This window comes from Methanocella paludicola SANAE, from assembly GCF_000011005.1.
Taxonomy (GTDB): Archaea; Halobacteriota; Methanocellia; order Methanocellales; family Methanocellaceae; genus Methanocella; species Methanocella paludicola.
In genome coordinates this window covers 2,502,865-2,519,374 of record NC_013665.1, presented here as the reverse complement: position 1 = coordinate 2,519,374, position 16,510 = coordinate 2,502,865, and the positions used below count along the sequence as shown (strand labels likewise).

Sequence of the window (16,510 nt, the reverse complement as noted above, 5' to 3'; positions counted from 1 at the left end):
CCGTGGGACTTTTATTGTTTATTGGATGAAGACCGAGAGAGAAAAGATGCTGGCCGGCGAGCTCTACGACGCTTCGGACAGCGAGCTCGTAGCCCTGCGCCTGAGGGCACGGCGGCTGTTGTACGTTTACAATAACACCACGCCCGACGAGCCCGACAAGCGGACGGCCATACTCCAGGACCTTTTCGGGAAGCTGAAGAAGCCGATTGAGATCGAGCCCCCGTTCTATTGCGACTACGGCCCGAACATCCATGCCGGCGAGCGGCTCTACATGAACTTCGGGTGCGTGGTGCTCGACTGCGGAGAGGTGCGGATAGGCGACGGAGTACTTTGCGGGCCATACGTGCAGATATATGGCGCGTACCATCCCACGGAACCCGGGATAAGAAGAACAAGGCTAGAGCTTGGGGCGCCCGTGCATATCGGCAATAACGTGTGGATCGGAGGCGGGGCGATCATAGGCCCGGGAGTTCACATAGGCGACAACACGACCATCGGCGCGGGCAGCGTCGTCGTCAGGGACGTCCCCTCGAACGTCGTGGCGGCCGGCAACCCGTGCAAAATATTAAAGAGACTTTAAGCTTTTAAGGAACGCCTCGCCCTCTTTCGAGCCGAAGAGCGGGGGGTCCCAGGACTCCTCCACCTCGGCCCGCCGGGCCCGGACCTTTTTCTTCTTGACGGGGTCGTACCCTTCCTTCATTACCATCTTTCTATAGATGAACACGCCCTTACGCTGCCAGGCGGGCGTCTCGTTCAGGTTGATGCCGCGCTGCCACATCATCTCGTGGATGTCCTCGAACTTCATGCCCCGCAGCGTTTTCGAGGCGTACTTCTCGGCCAGGCCATCCTTAACGAGCGTGTAAAAGCCATAGGACTGCATGTGGTTACGCCACGCCTCCGCCTGCCTCCACTGCAGGTACCCCGATACGTCCTCGTAATGCAGGGGCACGACGCGGGCGTCGAACGCCAGGGGCGTCTTCACGCCTAAAGCCAGCGTCAGGGCGCTGGATAAAAACGAGGGCACCACCGAGTCCAGCTTCTCCACCCTTCCGTCGAACGGAAGCTCGCTGAAGAAGACATTGAGCTCGTCGGAGAACGTGTACACCCAGAGCGGCCCCAGGCCGCTGGACTCCATGAGCGCATGACCCGCGGAAACCATGGCCTTTTCGAACTTCAGGTCGTATGGCTTTTTAAATTTTAGCCGGGCCAGGGACTCCTTGAAGTTCCTCCCGTCCGCCCGCACGATGACGGGCGGCAGCGCCTTGATGTCCTTGTATATCTCCTTTACCTTGAATCGCTCGTCGGCCATACGTCACCACAGCTACATTACATTTATCTACCGGTATCGTATATTACCATTTTTCATCCGTCGTGATAGCCATGTCCATGATACAGAACCTCAAGCTTCCGGCATATGACCGCAGGCTATGGATACTGTTCTTCGGCATGGCCCTCAACCAGTTCGGCATGTCCATCGTGATGCCTTTCATCTCGATATACCTGTACTATTACCAGGGCGTATCGGCCGGCCTCGTGGGGTTCGCCATGTTCGCCTCCTCGTTCGTCGGGGCCATCTTCCAGTTCGTTGGGGGCGAGATGTGCGACCGTATGGGGAGGCGGTTCACGTTCATCCTGGGCCTGTCCATCCTGATAACGAGCTTCCTGCTGCTGGGGTGGGCCGTTGGCGCTAAGGCTCATTATGGGCTTTACCTGCTCATATTATGCATGACCCGCGTGGCCACCGGGCTCTTCCGCCCCATACCGAACATTATCGCCACCGATCTTGTGCCTCCCCAAAAGCGGCTAGAAGCCTTCAGTTTATTACGTATCGGGCAGAACGCAGGATTCGCCCTCGGCCCCATGGTAGGCGGGGTCATGGCCATGCTCTCCTACTCGTCCATGTTCTACTTCACGGCCGTCACCAGCACTATTTACCTGCTCCTGGTCATCTTTTTCATCAGCGACACGAGGACGTGCATCCCCGCCAGGCGGTTCACATTAAAGGACCTGCGCAGGATCCCGGACGACCGGCCCTTTATGGTCTTCTCGATCCTGGTGTTCCTCGTCTCGGTCGTCTACTCCCAGATGTACTCGCCCCTGTCCGTTTACTCCAAGGGATTCGTGGGGATCCCCGAGGTCGAGATAGGCATGCTTTTCGCCATTAACGGTATCATGGTCGTGGTGGCGCAGTACTTCGTCACCAGGCTCACGGACCGCTACAGGCTCACGCTCTCGATGGCCCTGGGCGTGACGCTCTACGCGCTGGGCTTCGGGTTGGTCGCGTTCTCGCACAACTTCCTCATGCTGGCCCTGTGCATCTTTATCGTTACGCTGGGCGAATTAACGTACATGCCCCCGCAGACCACGCTGACGGCCAACCTGTCCACCGAGGAGAACCGGGGGCGCTACCAGGGCTTCAGCGGGCTTACGAGCACCCTGGGCTTTGCCGTCGGGCCGCTGCTGGGCGGAGTTCTCCTTGACCACCTGCCGGGTATGTACGTTTGGCTCATCGTCGGGACGGCGGGCTTAGGCTGTGCCCTCAGCTTTATTTATTTAAGAAAGCTAGTCCCGCATAATAAGAACGGCTCGTATGTGCTAAAATAATTATTCAATCCGCTCGCTTGTGCAGCTAAAGCCCGCGAAGCTTGTTAAGTACGCGAAGACTGTTTCGAGCCCGAAGACCGCGAAGCTTACGCGAAGACCGCGAAGATAGATTAAAAGATAATTTTATGTTAAAATGGATTCTTCCGCGATTTTGGGGTAAGCGTTTTTCTTTATTTACTTATTGTGTCTTCATGGCGTATGGTTTTACTTATGCGAACTCCCGCCTTACCCCTATGCCGTCCCGGAGTGTCATAGCACACAGGGGCACGGAGAGCAGGGAGTTTCAGGGAGATTTTTATTAAAAAGAGAGGTCACAGAGGCCACAGGGACGGGTTTATAACTTACCCGGGGCACAGAGTTGAAAGAGGCATAGTCGACGATAAACCATTCCTCGCCGTTTATTCAAAGCTACCTTATTAATTGTTTATTGGTCAACCCTGCCTCTATTAACTCTGTGCCCCGGGAAAACTAATAAACCGTGCTCCGTGTGCTCCGTGCCTCAAATCATTAAAAAATCTCCGTTAACCTCGGCGAGCTCGGTGCCCCTGTGTGCTATGACACTCCGGGACGGCATAGGATATAGGCCATCCCAAAAACGCGCAAGAATCAAATTTTTAATATGTCTTCGCGGTCTTCGCGCCAGCTTCGCGGTCTTCGGGCTCGAAACAGTCTTCGCGGACTTAACAAGCTTCGCGGGCTTAAGCTAGGGAAGCGCATGAAGTATAAGATCTATTCAACACTACAAAATATCAAAAAAAGGATGAGCTCGAGGAGATTACATCTCCTCAGCTTCTTCGCTCTTCTCGCCCAGGTTCACGTTCGGCTGCCTGATAATGACGATATCGCCGGCCGCGAGCACCCACCTGTAGGGGATAATGACGCCCCTTGTCTCAACGTCGAACATGTCCTTATTAATGTTCCCCAGCGCGAGGCCTGAGATCTTCCTCTCGTTCGCCTCAAGCTGGACATCCTGCACCTTCCCCACGTATTTTCCCTTGTCCGTATAGACGTTCAGGTCGAATAAAGAGGTGATATCAGCAATCATTAAGTATCCTCTCCCCAACTTATAGCCCTATAATGATATATACTTTGTTAGATAATATTAAAACGTTATGGTCTCGTCGCTTAAAATCGGCAGCGTAATGGGCATTCCCATCAAGCTGCACGTAACTTTTTTACTCATCCTGCCATTTATCGCCTTCGCCTTCGCGACCTCTCCCCCGCCCCTCGGGTTCAGCAACGTTCCCGATATTTGGATCCGCATAGGCCTCAGCCTCATCGGGGCGATCCTGCTCTTCGCCTGCGTCCTCATCCACGAGCTGGCGCACTCCTACATCGCCGTGCATAACGGCATAAAGATCGGCGGGATCACGCTCTTCCTGTTCGGCGGCGTCTCGGAGATGGAGGATATACCGAGGAACCCCGCGGTGGAGATGTTCATGGCCTTCGTGGGGCCGGCGACCAGCATGGTGCTAGGGGTCATATTTGCGGCCATATACTTCCTCGTGCCGGGCATGAAAAGCGACCCGTATACTGGCACAATGGTCGCGCTCCTGGCGTACATGAACATCGCCCTCGCCATATTCAACATCCTCCCGGCCTTCCCCATGGACGGCGGCCGGGTCCTTCGAGGCTTTCTGGCGAAGCGGATGCCGTACATCAAGGCCACCCGAATAGCGGTCAGCGTGGGCAAGCTGTTCGCCTACATCCTGGCGCTCCTCGGCATCCTGACATGGCCGACCGGCCTCTGGTTCATCGTCATCGCGCTCTTCATTTACATGGCGGCAGGCGAGGAGGAGCGCTCGACTACGACGTCCATGACCCTGGAGGGCATAAAAGTAAAAGACATCATGACCACTGACGTGCACACGCTCGATGTCGGCACGACGGTGGCGCAGGCCATCGATACGATGTTCAGGCTCAAGCACCTGGGCTACCCGGTTGTCGAGGCAGGCAAGATGGTGGGCATCGTGACGCTGAACGACGTGTCCCGGGTGCCGGTGGAAGCGCGGGCCACGACTCCCGTCCGGGATATCATGACCAGAAACGTTATTACGCTGAAGCCCGATGATGATGCGTTCACGGCGCTTCAGAAGCTGTCGACGAACAAGATCGGGCGCCTCGTGGTGATGGACGGCGGGCAGATGGCGGGCATCGTCTCGAGGACGGACATGCTCAAGGCGCTGGAGCTTTACGAGGTGGCCAGGGCCGGAGTAACCAGTCCCAACGCTTAAATATAACCACAAATGAATAAAAATAATATAATTATAATGCTTATTTGCAGGTACCGGTCGTGAAACGTTGATGGAAGGACAGGCGGACACACACGCTGAAACACGCATTTCTCCGAACCCCATGGATAACATCATGCTCGTGGGCACCGCCCACGTGTCGGAGAAGAGCGTAAAGGAAGTTGAGGAGGCCATCGAGGCCTACAAGCCCGACGTGGTCGCCGTCGAGCTCGACATACGCCGTGCCCGGGTTCTCAAAGAAGGCGATCAGGGCCAAAAGGAAATACCCATAAAAGAATTGCTTAAGGGCAACAACCTGGCTCTATTTTTAATGCAGACACTGTTAGCATTCGTCCAGCGTAAGGTCGGCGCCGAAATGGGCGTAAAGCCCGGCTCCGAGATGCTGGCCGCTATTGAAGCCGCGAACGCCAGGGGCCTGGGAGTGGTGTACATCGACAGGGACCTGGGCATCACGCTGGCCCGGTTCTGGGCGAAGATGTCGTTCCGCGAAAAGTTCAGGATGTTCTACTCGCTCGTCCTGGCGTCGCTGGGCATCGGCACCAAGGACGTCGACATCGAACAGATAACGCAAGAGGACGTGGTCTCGAGCCTGATCGAGGAGCTCAGGGAATTCACGCCGTCGGTCGCCGAAGTCCTCGTGGACGAGCGCGACGCGTACCTGGCACATAATCTATTAGAGATCGGAAAGACAAAGCGCGTGGTCGGAGTCGTCGGTGCCGGGCACCGTGAAGGCATCCGGAAATACCTGGAGCACCCGGAGACCATCCCGCCCATCGCGTCCATCTCGGACGTCCCTAAAAAGCGGCACATCCCCTGGCTGAAGATCTTCAGCGGGCTGGTAGTCCTTTCGGTCGTGTTCGTATTTTTGTTGCTCATACTTTCGGGCATACCTCTGGAGCAGCTTCTCCTGGCGCTTGGCGTGCTGTTCCTGGTGCAGGGCACCCTGTCGGCGCTGTTCGTCGCCGCCGTAGGCGGCCACTGGAAGTCGATCGCGACCGCGTTCGGCCTGGCCTGGTACGCCTTCATCAACCCCGTCCTGGCCATCGGCTGGCTGGCGGGCGTCGTGGAGGCCACCCAGTATCCCCCGACCATGGAGGACCTGAACACGCTCCTCGGCACCGACGATGAGGCCGGAGTCATCGAAACGCTGAAGAAGATGTTCAAGAATAAATTGTTCAAGGCCATCGCCATTGCGGCCATGGCGAACGTGGGCAGCATGCTGGGCACGGTCATCGGCGCCGCCATCCTGGTGTACTACTTCCACATCACCGACCCGGTGCAGCTTCTGCAGGCCGGCGTCAGCAACGGGTATCATGCTATCAGCTCGTGGCTCGCGTCGATCCGGCTATAAGCTCATCCTTCCAGTAAGTTTAAAAATATCTCTACTTAGAGCCGCTTCAGCCGCAACTGCCCATCTTCGAGCCGGGCGACATAGGGCTCAAAACTTTTTGCGTAGGGCGCCTTTCTCACCCGCAGCAGCGCATAGCCGCCGTAGTCCCAGACGTCGACCACACCGTCAGACGATGCCGAAATATCGGCCGAAAGCGTACACGCCGGGCCGCTAAATACGGCCAGGATGTCGCTCTTGCCCCGGGCACGGCCCAGCGCATAATCGAGCGTCTTCAATGCCTCTTGAACGCCGAGAGCTTTCTCCATGCTGCCAGCGTTGGCGATGATGCGGCACCGCTTGCCTTTCATCAGGCGCTGCCTCGACGATGCATGGCCCGATTCTCCCATATCTGCCGTGACCACGAACTCCTTGAGCTTATCCGGCACGGGAATGTTGAAGGGGTCCATGATGGCCAGACGGCCTTTCAGCTCCGTTTCGGGCCCGAAACGCTTCCTGAACGATTCGAGCGAAAGGTCATCGCCCGCCGATGCCATGTATACAAGGCCGTCGCCGGAGGCGAGCGTCTCCCTTATCATCGCATCCATTATGGGCCTGTAGAGCGCTTCCTCACGCACTTCGAAATGCCACGAAGAGCCGTATGGCATCCCCGATATTATATCGTCGAGGTCAGAGATGCCGGTTTTCGCAGTCTCCCCCGCGGGCGGGCTGCCCGTGCCCGGGTCAAGCACAGTTACGCCGTCCTTTGAAATGTTGTATAAGTACCGCCCGAAGCAGTGCTCCTGCCCCCTGAGCTTTACGACCTCGATCGTCCTGAGCGACACTTCGAGCCCTCCCGGGGCTCCCGCACCATGCCTTCTCAGGTCTACGATGGCGTCGACGAGCATGCGCTCCACGCCATCCCGCTCCGCGGTAAATATCGTCGTGCATCCCGAGCGGGATGCCCATCCTAAGAACAATAAAAGCTTCTGGTGCCGCTCCACGTCGCTGCCGAGGAACAAATGCACGGCCGTAATGGAATCGACGACCAGGTGATCGATACGGTGGGAGCTGACCCGCTCCTGGATGACGTCGAAGATATCGCCCGTACACTCGCCCTCCATGATCGTCCCGAGCGAGTAGTCCCAGAACTCGACGAAGCCGCCCTCCTCGCGGGGGCCGTAGAAGTCGAGGTTTACGCCGGTCCTCACCAGGCCCAGGTCGAAAAAGGACATCGTGGAAGCGAACTTGTTAATTGAATATAAAAGCTCGCAAGTACTTACAAAAAGCACGCGGCCGCCCTTCCGGGCCTGGTTGAACGTGTACTGGAGCGCCATCACGGTCTTGCCCGAGCCGGGCGGGCCGGAAACGAGCACGGTCGAGCCTTTCGGTATGCCCCCTCCGAGGAGCGCGTCGAACCCGGCAATATCGGTATTCACTGTGGCCAATCCCATGCTCTGGCATCCTTCTGAATCGTATTATATTGATTGGACGATGTTAATATAAGTATTTTAAGTAAGGGAGCGCCCCATCGTCGGGCGCCAGCCTCAAAAACGAATATTTATATACTTATGTATCTAATAAATATAATTTAGCACATAAAAACCGGGGACGATGAGATGAAGATCGACAAAATGAACAAAAAGATACTCAACATCCTGCAGCAGTCGGGAAGGATGACCTACAAGGACGTAGCCAAGAAGATCGACCGCGCTCAGTCCACGGTCCGGGACAGGATAGGCATCATGGAGGAAGAAGGCGTGATCAAGGGCTACACGGTCGTCATCAACAAGAAGAAGGCGGGCCTCGACTGTTATGCGATCATCAAGTGCAAGGTAGACTCCGGCAGGCTCGACGAGGTGACCCGGAAGCTCAAGCGTGTCGACAACATCCTCCAGGTGTACCACACCAGCGGCGCATACAATCTCACGTTCCTCATCGCCACATGGGACTATGACGAGCTGAAGCGCGTCCTCAAGGAAAAAGTAGCTCCCATGGGTATCAATGATTATGAGACCATCATCATCATGGAGTCGATCCGCGAGATGTCGTACGTGGACATCCACTAAAGCGTGGGCGTCTAGAACTAATTTTTATCCGCTTTTTGGTCGACCGCATCGTACTTGAGCGGCGTTTCCAGGATCTTTTTTGTCGTGAGTATGGTGTTGGTGTTCAGCACGCCCGCGATGCTGGAAATATTTCCGATTATTTCGCGGAGCACGTCCACGTTGTTCGTGCGGAGCTTGAGCATCAGGTCGAAGGGCTCGAGCGTCTCGTATATCTCGAGCACCTCGGGCATGCCCGTGAGCTGGACGATGACCTCGTCCTTCTTTTTGCCCGTGAGGGCGCTGCGCTCCAGCTCGATGCCCACGAAGGCGACTGTTTTTAAATCGAGTATCACGGGGTCGAAAAGTATTGTGAAGCGCTCGATCACGCCGCCGTCTACGAGGCGGTTGATCCGCTTGTGTATCGTGGATGGCGAAACGTTCAGCTCGTCCCCGATGCAGGCGAGGGGCGTGTTGCTGTTCTCGCAAAGCTTTCGGATGATGTAGATATCCGTTTCGTCCAGGTTTCCCTTAAATTTCGTGCTCATTAACGAGCGCTCCGGTAATAACATAAACAATAGCTTACTATACTTATATATACCTTTCCTAATCTAGTAAATTTATTATCATATTTAGCCATAATATTATAAATTTTTATCAACGACTCGTTTATTTGGCGAAATATCAGCAATTTATTTCATCATGGATGAAAATACTGTTTTTCCGTGGTTTTTGCGAGCAATGGTTAAACATTCGCTTATATATTTATCCTATGCAGAGTGCCCCTGTGGCTCAGTCTGGTCAGAGCGGCTGACATGTAATCAGTAAGTCGCAAGTTCAAATCTTGCCAGGGGCTTTTGTTTTTTAACCAAATGTCCTTGTTTTCAAAACGAATCTTGATAAATAGCCGGATGACGAAATCGAAAAGGATGGTTAAAAGCCCCACTTAATCATTACCTCAAAAATCTGCTATGTTGATTATCGGTTAGTGCTTACTCCTTTGTAGGTTATGAGCTTGTTGTAGAAGTGGAGTTTCATGATGATATCTTTAGCATTCCAATGGGGCTGGTGGCTTTTAGGTGTTCCCCGTAGAATTGTTTGAACGTGGAGAAGAAGCCTTCTACCGCTATCATGTGCATGCTCCCGGTAACCCTGAAACTAAGTACCTGTTTGGATGGTTGGTCGACGCTTACGTGGAGTTCGACCCACCCGTGCCTCTTCCGCCCCTGATGCTTCCGTCTCTACTCGCCACGATGGCTGACCTTGATGCCGGTACTGTCAACAGCTACAACCAGTTCTTTTTTTTCAAGGCATATTTCAAGGTCGAACTTGAGGGCCCTGATACGCCTAAACAACGTGGTATAATCAGGCACTCTGAGGCCCGTTCCCTCAAAATACTTTTTAAGATACCCCTCTATCTGCCGGTAAGGCATGCCCAGGACAGCGTGCTGCATGGCAGCCCAATAGATCAACCCGTCAGGAAACTCGTACTGCCTAACGTATTTACCCTCATTCAACATGTCAACGCCCTCTTTCCACTTCTCCAAAACCGAGTGGTCAAGAAAAAAAGCACCACGATCAACAAGATTCTGGTCGCTCGACCGCCAATCGCGCTTATCCACGTACTTCTTACCCCATCTGCCAGACATCCCAGAAAATAATTATACAAATGTTAAAATACTTAACATTACCCAACAAACCCTAAACACAAAACCAACCACCCTAATTCAACACAGCACAAAAATTTAAAAAAACCATATATAATAAATAAATACCCAACTGTTCACTAAATAATCAATTATTCAATAACCATAATCTATATAATTGAATACATTATAATAATGATTATAATAATAAAGGGTACTTAGATGATACGAAACGAAACTATGCGGTCATTCAAAGAACTAATTCCACCTAAGTGCGTAGAAACACGGCCCGAAGTCATTAAACAGCCGATAAGTCCAGGAAATAACGTGGGAATAATGGTGGCGATCCCGGCCTATAATGAGGAGATCGCCATCGGTAGCGTTGTGGCAAAGTGTAAGAAATATTCGAACGATATAGTCGTGATCGACGATGGCTCCAGAGATCATACGATTGAAGTGGCCCGGATCGTCGGTGCAGAGGTCATATCCCATGAAAAAAATGGCGGATATGGGGCAGCCATCAGGTCCTGCTTTGAGGCCGCCCGGGCCAGGGGAGTCAGCGCCATGATCACGATCGACGGGGATGGACAGCATGACCCGGATAACATACCGCTACTCATTGCCGAGATGAATAGGACGGGAGCCGATGTCATCATAGGCTCAAGGTTTATCAATGGTAACGAGAAGAACCAGCATATTCCCGCGTACCGGAAAGTGGGCATGAAGATGCTCGATATGGCTACCATAATCAGCTCAGGTGTAAAAGTCACGGACACGCAGAGCGGTTTCAGGGCTTATTCGAAAAAGGCATTATCCGAGATCGACCTGGAAGATGCCGGGATGGGCATCGGCTCTGAAATACTAATTAAGGCAGCGAAGTTAAAGCTCCATATCTCTGAAGTGCCAATCCGTGCACGTTATGATATTAAGGACACGTCTAGTAAGAATCCTGTCGCACACGGCATCGAGGTGCTGGCTTCGATAGCTAGATTCTCGTCCCGGTCTAAGCTCCAGCTCTTCTATGGGCTGCTAGGTCTTATACTATTAGTGCTCGGCTCATACTTGGCTTTTTCCAGCATAACGAGTGATAACCTAATACGGTTCATAGTCATCATGGTATGTATGGTCGGCGGAACTCTCGGCGTCTTCACGGCTCTGGTGATCCGGACATTTCTAGGCATCGCTCCCCGAGCATCAAAGCTAAATTGACTCTACAAATATAATTTTTTCGACTTTTGAAGGTACGCCAGAAAGATTACAGGACTCCAGGATGGCAACGGCCGGCACTATCGTTAATCATAGAAATTGTGCAGGCCGGATTAAAAGCCGGGAAAACGATTGGTTTAAAATACCCCGTAGTTCCGTGCTTGATTTTTCTGCCGTTTCTATTCTATGCGACGCACGTATGGCTCATCGGTCGGTATCACGAAAACACGAATTCTTTTATATCCCACGTAAGGCTCGAAATACACAAAGTGGACTGCTCCCGTTTTAGTGGACCGGTAGTTAAGGCGCATCTTAGAGGTGTTATTGATGGGTAAGATGGAGCGAAGGAGGTTTTAAGCATCACGATATGGCTGCTGGCTGGGTCACGTTCACCCATACGTGGCATTCACGATAGGGTGAACTCATGTTACCATCGGCATACAGGAAAAACTGGAGCTTCATATTCGTCCCCGTGATATCCGGAGATATCCGGGCCGCCTTCTCCAGGGTCTGGTCGTTGGCGAGGGTAAACTGGTCAGTGTAAAGCGTCGATTGGTCGAAACCGTTGTTCATCACCACGCGCACATTGTATGCGAGACTCTTCTGCTCGTGGTTCACCACGCCGACGATGAATGTCCCGTTATCGCCTAATCTGAAATTAGTCGTATAGTTTTCCGCGATACCGTCCGGCCCCAGTATATAGAATTCGGTGTACTTTTCCCCGTTCTGAGGGAATACGATGACGTACCCGATGGCGGTAATTGATAGCACCATGGACACGAGGAACACAAAAGTTACCACCTTATCCGAAAACCTTACCTCTTTGGGGAATGCCTCTCCAAATATTAATGAGATAGTCTCCCTTATATGCGGTGATTGCCGGTCCTCTTCGTTCAGCCCTAACCTGCGCATATTCGCGATCAGCGCAACGATGATCGAGAAGTAAGACAGGCTTATTGCCACGGGCTCAAGGCGTATGCCCCAGGCCGTGAAGTTGAGCACGAGCCCGATGAGAGCTGTGATAATGACGCTCATACCCAGCGAGATCACAATACGTATGTTGCCGTTAATAGCCGCCTTGCCGGGGAATAATGCTGCGACTAGCGCATACCCGGGCGCAACCACGACGACAAAAAGTCCCAGGATAGTCATGAGGGCCGTCCCCTTGATTTGCGGTATATATATCGATGTGAGAGCCAGGAACGCAAGCACAATGGTAAGCTTTAGATCAATGTCCATATCCAGTATGAAATGGACGATTTTTGATGCGTTTGTTAATCGATGGTCTGTATTGCTACTTGATGGTAGTTTTGGCATATTATCACTCATATAGCTATAGCATTTACCACGGGCGCTTGCCGGGATACGATATGAGTTATATTGCGGCGGTTTTAACTATTTGCGTTGAAAAAATCGGAGTTTAGCCCACTATCGCCGATTAATCAGCAACAATTTGATTGAGTATTTTTATATAAAAATTTATCAATATTATTTCATCGTAAAAACGGCAACTGTGCCTGCCCCTAATAGCCCATTACGACCATTTGTGCCATGGTCCAGGATCAGGTCAATGTTATAACTATTGTCCTTGTAAACAAAACGGCCGCAGCACGTCGGTTATATGGACCATTCATGCACTTCTTTACGGTCGCAAAGCTATTAATTGATCGTTTATATTGTCTTTGCTCTTCTCTGGCTCGCATCATATTAAATTTATATTTCTCCGGGGGCACAATGGCCGTGTTTAAATCGTTGTATTTTCTCTGTTACTTGTATGGAGTATAAAAACGTTATAAAATGCTCTGATTTGCGACTTATATCATATTATTACAAACGTTTGGCCTAAAACCGATTAAAATGCTGCAACATATTATAATTTTGTATATTAAAATAAAATTTCAGTTATAAATACAATATCTTACTGAGTATTCGCTTACAAACTAAGGCTACAATGGAATGGCGACCATAAACAAACAAATCCCACTATCCGTCGACCAATGATAAATATTGAGGGTAATCTGAGGTATGAAATGCCAGCACCGGATATTATTTTAAAGAATTCAATGTATCGTAATAAAAAATTGTTAACGGTACTCATCCTGTTTTTTTCATCCTTCTTGATCTTATCGATCCATAGTGCATATGCCGTATCTTATATGCAAGACAATTCATATATTTACCAATCTTTATTTAGTGCACGGCCGAGTTTTATATCGAGCGGCTTGATTACTGATACGGGTGACATGGTCGCATTTCGCGACGACGGCAGGATATTTTATAGTAGTAATGGAATCGATTTCACCCAGAGCGATACGTCCAACCTTGGTAGTTTTTCTTCACCCTTATATGGAGGGGTCGGTGGCAATGGCAAGACCATTATTTTTGGCGAGTACATTCTCAATGCTGGGATGTGCAGGCTAATTAGAAGTACGGATGGTGGGGCCACGTGGAATGTTGTATTAACACTGACCTCCACGAAGGATATCAGGCATTGGCATTGCGTGCAATACGATCCATATAATAGTAAATGGTATGCCACGAGCGGGGATGAGAATTCTCAAGTACAGTGGTGGACAAGCAGCGATAACGGTGCCACCTGGGCCAAGATGCTTAATGCCAGTGGAAGCCAGGTTTATCGTTGCCTTAATCTCATATTCACCCCTGATGGACATGTATGGTGGGGCAGCGATAGCAACCCGCCAACTGCAGGCGTATATTATGCCTCATTATCGGATATGTCCAAATATACCATGGTATATACGTCCCCGCACGCCATGTGGGGTATAGCAGGCTCTCCATCCGGAACGCTTATCGCGATTAATTATGTCGAGGCGGGCAACCAGGATAACAACGCCTACATTTTAACGAGCATAGACGGAGGCAAAACATGGAATACAGAGGTAACCTGGCCCATTAACGTACAAGTATCCGCCACTGGAGGATTTAACACGATACGTGGCCCTGACCGTAACGGGGTTTATTGCGTAGGCGTTAAAAACGTGGTCCAGGATCCAAATAATGTTGTCTACGGCCTGGAACTAATTCCTAAATCAAATAATGTGATAATCACACCAGTACCAAGCGGATATTCGGTATCTGGTAATGCAATATTCACTTACGGACAAGTTTACGCAAATGTTATAGAACAAAAAAATGATATAATTTATTTAGACTACGGGTCCTCATTAATTTACGGTAAGCTACAAGGATCGGGAAATCCGTCTCCGTCTCCTTCGCCTAGTCCTTCGCCTAGTCCTTCTCCTTTGCCGTCTGGGGTTAATTTGTTGAGTAATCCGAGTTTCGAGTCGGGTGTTACCCCGTTGAAGTTCTTGAGGCAGGGGACTACGGGCACGTTGACGCAGAGTACGGTTTGGGCTTCTAACGGTACGTATTGTGCCCGGGTGTTTTCTGGTTCGGATATTAGTGATCAGTGGGAGATGTTGTATCAGTATGGGTTGAGCTGGAGTGCGGGTGATACGTTGACGTTCACCTACGATCTGGATGTCAGTAACGCGTGCACGGTGGTGACGAAGGTCGGGGATTGGAACTCGAACTCTCTTAATTTGTATGTGGATAATGTCTCGCGGCTCACGCCAGGAGTTTATAAGGCTAGGACGGTTACGGTGACTGCCCCGAGTTCTACTCTGGGTAATGGTATTGTGTATATTATATTGACCTCGAACCCTGTCAACTCGAGCATGTATGTGGATAACGCCATCCTCACGAACAAACCGGTTTAGCAGATTATGTGGTATTTGTATGCTAAATAAAATCAAGGATCCACGGTCATTTTGGGCCTGACATCTCTAGAGATGGAGGCACAGCGCATTTGCCTTAGTATCCACGGGTCTGACTAATTAATAAATCCGTATTATTCTTTATTTTGGTAAGTGACAATGGGGTTAGTCTATAAAAATATGCTAAGGTAAAGCCTACACCACAAGTTTAATATTATATTAAAAATAATCTAATAAAAAATATAATAAAATAAAATATTTATTGGCCAGCGTGATGTCACACATGAAAATATGCGTTATAGGTTTAGGATACATAGGATTGCCCACGGCGATTCTGCTATCTGAGAAGAACGAGGTGGTCGGCGTAGACGTTAAAAAGGACGTGGTCGATAAGATCAATGATAAGATCATGCCATTTAAGGAACCCGGGCTGGACCGCCTGCTCGAGCAATCGGGCATAACGGCGAGCACCACACCACGGCCGGCCGATGCGTTCATAATCTGCGTTCCGACGCCATTCGACAAGGAAGTCCGGATGGCGGACCTGAAGTTCGTCCGGTCCGCCGTGGAGTCGATCGTGCCCCACCTCCGGAAGGGCAACATCGTCATACTGGAGTCGACGGTCTCCCCCGGCGCCTGCATTAATGTGCTGGAGCCGATCCTCGAAAAGTCAGGGCTAAAAGCTGGCGAAGACTATTATCTTGCCCACTGCCCCGAAAGGGCGATACCGGGTAACACGCTTCACGAGATGGCTTATAACGATCGGATCATCGGCGGCATTGACGATGCTTCCACACAGCTCGCCAGGAAAATTTATGCCACGTTCGTGAAGGGTAATATCTATACGACGGATATAACCACGGCGGAGTTCGTTAAACTCATGGAGAACACATACAGGGATGTGAACATCGCGCTGGCCAATGAGCTCGCCATTCTGGCTGAGGAGGCGAAGATAAACATATGGGAAGCCATCTCCCTGGCAAATCACCACCCGCGCGTAAATATTTTGAAGCCAGGGCCCGGGGTGGGCGGTCATTGCATCGCTGTGGATCCCTGGTTCCTCACCGAGGCTACAAACCGTTGCAGGATCATCAACACGGCGAGGGAAATCAACGACTCAATGCCGGCCTACGTGCTCTCTAAGGTCAAGGTCATGACGGAAAATATCCGGCGGCCGAAGATCACGGTATTCGGTGTCGCATATAAAGGCAATGTGGACGATGCCCGCGAAACCCCGGCGCTCAAATTTATCAAGCTGGCGGAGAGCGAAGGCTTTTTCGTGAGCACATATGACCCACTGGTCAGCCGCTTCGAGATGCCGCTGTCAAGCATGGAAGATGCGGTCCGCGGCACTGACTGTATCGTGATCATCTCCGACCACGATCTGTTCAAGGAACTGGACTTTGGCCACCTGCTGGATAATTCCCGGCACAGGAACGTCCTCGATACCCGAAACGTTGTAAAAAGTGATGGCACGTTCAACCTAGTCAAGCTCGGCTGTTCCGAAAATGCACATCCGGTATACGTGCCCCCGAAAAAGCCGGTATCGATGGCAAAAGTATCATAGGGCATGGAGCCCCGTCTTCTCATGGGAATACGAGGTTATTGTAATGAGATCCTCCGGCCGTGCAAACTCCGGGCTCCGGCAATTTAATAATTCACACCGGGCAGAACTTTCCGATATTAAGGATTA

The 16,510-nt window shown here is 51.4% G+C and carries 14 protein-coding genes and 1 tRNA gene; 9 read left to right on the top strand and 6 right to left on the bottom strand.

What is annotated here, in order from left to right; translation table 11 throughout:
• The first annotated feature begins 25 nt into the window (after positions 1-25).
• Positions 26-580, top strand: a complete 555-nt coding sequence (locus MCP_RS12975; protein WP_012901303.1) for a sugar O-acetyltransferase — start codon at positions 26-28, stop codon at positions 578-580.
• On the opposite strand, the gene MCP_RS12970 is transcribed toward MCP_RS12975, so the two are convergent.
• Positions 566-1,309 carry a tRNA(His) guanylyltransferase Thg1 family protein gene (locus MCP_RS12970; protein ID WP_012901302.1) on the bottom strand — a complete coding sequence of 248 codons (744 nt, stop codon included), beginning with the start codon at positions 1,307-1,309 and terminating at the stop codon, positions 566-568. The two genes, MCP_RS12975 and MCP_RS12970, sit on opposite strands and share 15 nt — an antisense overlap.
• Positions 1,310-1,380: 71 nt before the next feature.
• On the opposite strand from MCP_RS12970, the gene MCP_RS12965 reads away from it, so the two are divergent.
• The gene (locus tag MCP_RS12965; protein WP_012901301.1) at positions 1,381-2,604 is read left to right on the top strand and encodes an MDR family MFS transporter; all 1,224 of its coding nucleotides are present in this window, start codon (positions 1,381-1,383) and stop codon (positions 2,602-2,604) included.
• 775 nt (positions 2,605-3,379) lie between these two features.
• On the opposite strand, the gene MCP_RS12960 is transcribed toward MCP_RS12965, so the two are convergent.
• A complete protein-coding gene (locus MCP_RS12960; protein ID WP_012901300.1) occupies positions 3,380-3,649 on the bottom strand; it encodes a PRC-barrel domain-containing protein in 270 nt (89 codons plus the stop codon).
• Between the two features lie 67 nt (positions 3,650-3,716).
• Between MCP_RS12960 and MCP_RS12955 the strand changes: the two genes are divergently transcribed.
• Together MCP_RS12955 and MCP_RS12950 are read left to right on the top strand one after the other, a co-directional pair.
• On the top strand, positions 3,717-4,838 hold the full coding sequence (locus MCP_RS12955; protein ID WP_012901299.1) for a CBS domain-containing protein: 1,122 nt from the start codon (positions 3,717-3,719) through the stop codon (positions 4,836-4,838).
• 70 nt (positions 4,839-4,908) lie between these two features.
• Positions 4,909-6,207 (top strand): TraB/GumN family protein, encoded by a 1,299-nt coding sequence (locus tag MCP_RS12950; protein ID WP_128567227.1) that lies wholly within the window; start codon positions 4,909-4,911, stop codon positions 6,205-6,207.
• Between the two features lie 35 nt (positions 6,208-6,242).
• On the opposite strand, the gene MCP_RS12945 is transcribed toward MCP_RS12950, so the two are convergent.
• A complete protein-coding gene (locus MCP_RS12945) occupies positions 6,243-7,637 on the bottom strand; it encodes an ATPase domain-containing protein (RefSeq protein ID WP_012901297.1) in 1,395 nt (464 codons plus the stop codon).
• Positions 7,638-7,802: 165 nt separating this feature from the next.
• On the opposite strand from MCP_RS12945, the gene MCP_RS12940 reads away from it, so the two are divergent.
• A complete protein-coding gene (locus MCP_RS12940; protein ID WP_012901296.1) occupies positions 7,803-8,252 on the top strand; it encodes an Lrp/AsnC family transcriptional regulator in 450 nt (149 codons plus the stop codon).
• A 17-nt stretch (positions 8,253-8,269) separates the two neighbouring features.
• Here the strand turns inward: MCP_RS12940 and MCP_RS12935 are convergent, their stop codons facing one another.
• Positions 8,270-8,776: an Lrp/AsnC family transcriptional regulator gene (locus MCP_RS12935; protein ID WP_012901295.1), complete on the bottom strand. Its 507-nt coding sequence runs from the start codon at positions 8,774-8,776 to the stop codon at positions 8,270-8,272.
• A 233-nt stretch (positions 8,777-9,009) separates the two neighbouring features.
• Here MCP_RS12935 and MCP_RS12930 point away from each other — a divergent pair.
• Positions 9,010-9,084: transfer RNA gene (locus MCP_RS12930), tRNA-Thr, on the top strand.
• A 385-nt stretch (positions 9,085-9,469) separates the two neighbouring features.
• Here MCP_RS12930 and MCP_RS12925 read toward each other — a convergent pair.
• The gene (locus MCP_RS12925) at positions 9,470-9,877 is read right to left on the bottom strand and encodes a transposase (RefSeq protein ID WP_012901294.1); all 408 of its coding nucleotides are present in this window, start codon (positions 9,875-9,877) and stop codon (positions 9,470-9,472) included.
• A 333-nt stretch (positions 9,878-10,210) separates the two neighbouring features.
• Here MCP_RS12925 and MCP_RS12920 point away from each other — a divergent pair, with 333 nt between their 5' ends.
• On the top strand, positions 10,211-11,083 hold the full coding sequence (locus MCP_RS12920) for a glycosyltransferase family 2 protein (protein ID WP_231845215.1): 873 nt from the start codon (positions 10,211-10,213) through the stop codon (positions 11,081-11,083).
• Positions 11,084-11,440: 357 nt separating this feature from the next.
• On the opposite strand, the gene MCP_RS12915 is transcribed toward MCP_RS12920, so the two are convergent.
• The gene (locus tag MCP_RS12915; protein ID WP_158301493.1) at positions 11,441-12,319 is read right to left on the bottom strand and encodes a DUF1616 domain-containing protein; all 879 of its coding nucleotides are present in this window, start codon (positions 12,317-12,319) and stop codon (positions 11,441-11,443) included.
• A gap of 791 nt (positions 12,320-13,110) precedes the next feature.
• Here MCP_RS12915 and MCP_RS12910 point away from each other — a divergent pair.
• Positions 13,111-14,820: a sialidase family protein gene (locus tag MCP_RS12910; protein WP_012901291.1), complete on the top strand. Its 1,710-nt coding sequence runs from the start codon at positions 13,111-13,113 to the stop codon at positions 14,818-14,820.
• A gap of 271 nt (positions 14,821-15,091) precedes the next feature.
• Positions 15,092-16,384 (top strand): nucleotide sugar dehydrogenase, encoded by a 1,293-nt coding sequence (locus tag MCP_RS12905; protein ID WP_331369593.1) that lies wholly within the window; start codon positions 15,092-15,094, stop codon positions 16,382-16,384.
• The last annotated feature ends 126 nt before the right edge of the window (positions 16,385-16,510 follow it).

Coding starts and splice junctions, on each gene's coding strand:
- MCP_RS12920 (WP_231845215.1), top strand. CDS start 10,211: ATGGTGGCGATCCCGGCCTATAATGAGGAGATCGCCATCGGTAGCGTT.
- MCP_RS12935 (WP_012901295.1), bottom strand. CDS start 8,776: ATGAGCACGAAATTTAAGGGAAACCTGGACGAAACGGATATCTACATC.
- MCP_RS12975 (WP_012901303.1), top strand. CDS start 26: ATGAAGACCGAGAGAGAAAAGATGCTGGCCGGCGAGCTCTACGACGCT.
- MCP_RS12960 (WP_012901300.1), bottom strand. CDS start 3,649: ATGATTGCTGATATCACCTCTTTATTCGACCTGAACGTCTATACGGAC.
- MCP_RS12940 (WP_012901296.1), top strand. CDS start 7,803: ATGAAGATCGACAAAATGAACAAAAAGATACTCAACATCCTGCAGCAG.
- MCP_RS12955 (WP_012901299.1), top strand. CDS start 3,717: ATGGTCTCGTCGCTTAAAATCGGCAGCGTAATGGGCATTCCCATCAAG.
- MCP_RS12910 (WP_012901291.1), top strand. CDS start 13,111: ATGCCAGCACCGGATATTATTTTAAAGAATTCAATGTATCGTAATAAA.
- MCP_RS12950 (WP_128567227.1), top strand. CDS start 4,909: ATGGAAGGACAGGCGGACACACACGCTGAAACACGCATTTCTCCGAAC.
- MCP_RS12965 (WP_012901301.1), top strand. CDS start 1,381: ATGTCCATGATACAGAACCTCAAGCTTCCGGCATATGACCGCAGGCTA.
- MCP_RS12970 (WP_012901302.1), bottom strand. CDS start 1,309: ATGGCCGACGAGCGATTCAAGGTAAAGGAGATATACAAGGACATCAAG.
- MCP_RS12905 (WP_331369593.1), top strand. CDS start 15,092: ATGTCACACATGAAAATATGCGTTATAGGTTTAGGATACATAGGATTG.
- MCP_RS12925 (WP_012901294.1), bottom strand. CDS start 9,877: ATGTCTGGCAGATGGGGTAAGAAGTACGTGGATAAGCGCGATTGGCGG.
- MCP_RS12915 (WP_158301493.1), bottom strand. CDS start 12,319: ATGGACATTGATCTAAAGCTTACCATTGTGCTTGCGTTCCTGGCTCTC.
- MCP_RS12945 (WP_012901297.1), bottom strand. CDS start 7,637: ATGGGATTGGCCACAGTGAATACCGATATTGCCGGGTTCGACGCGCTC.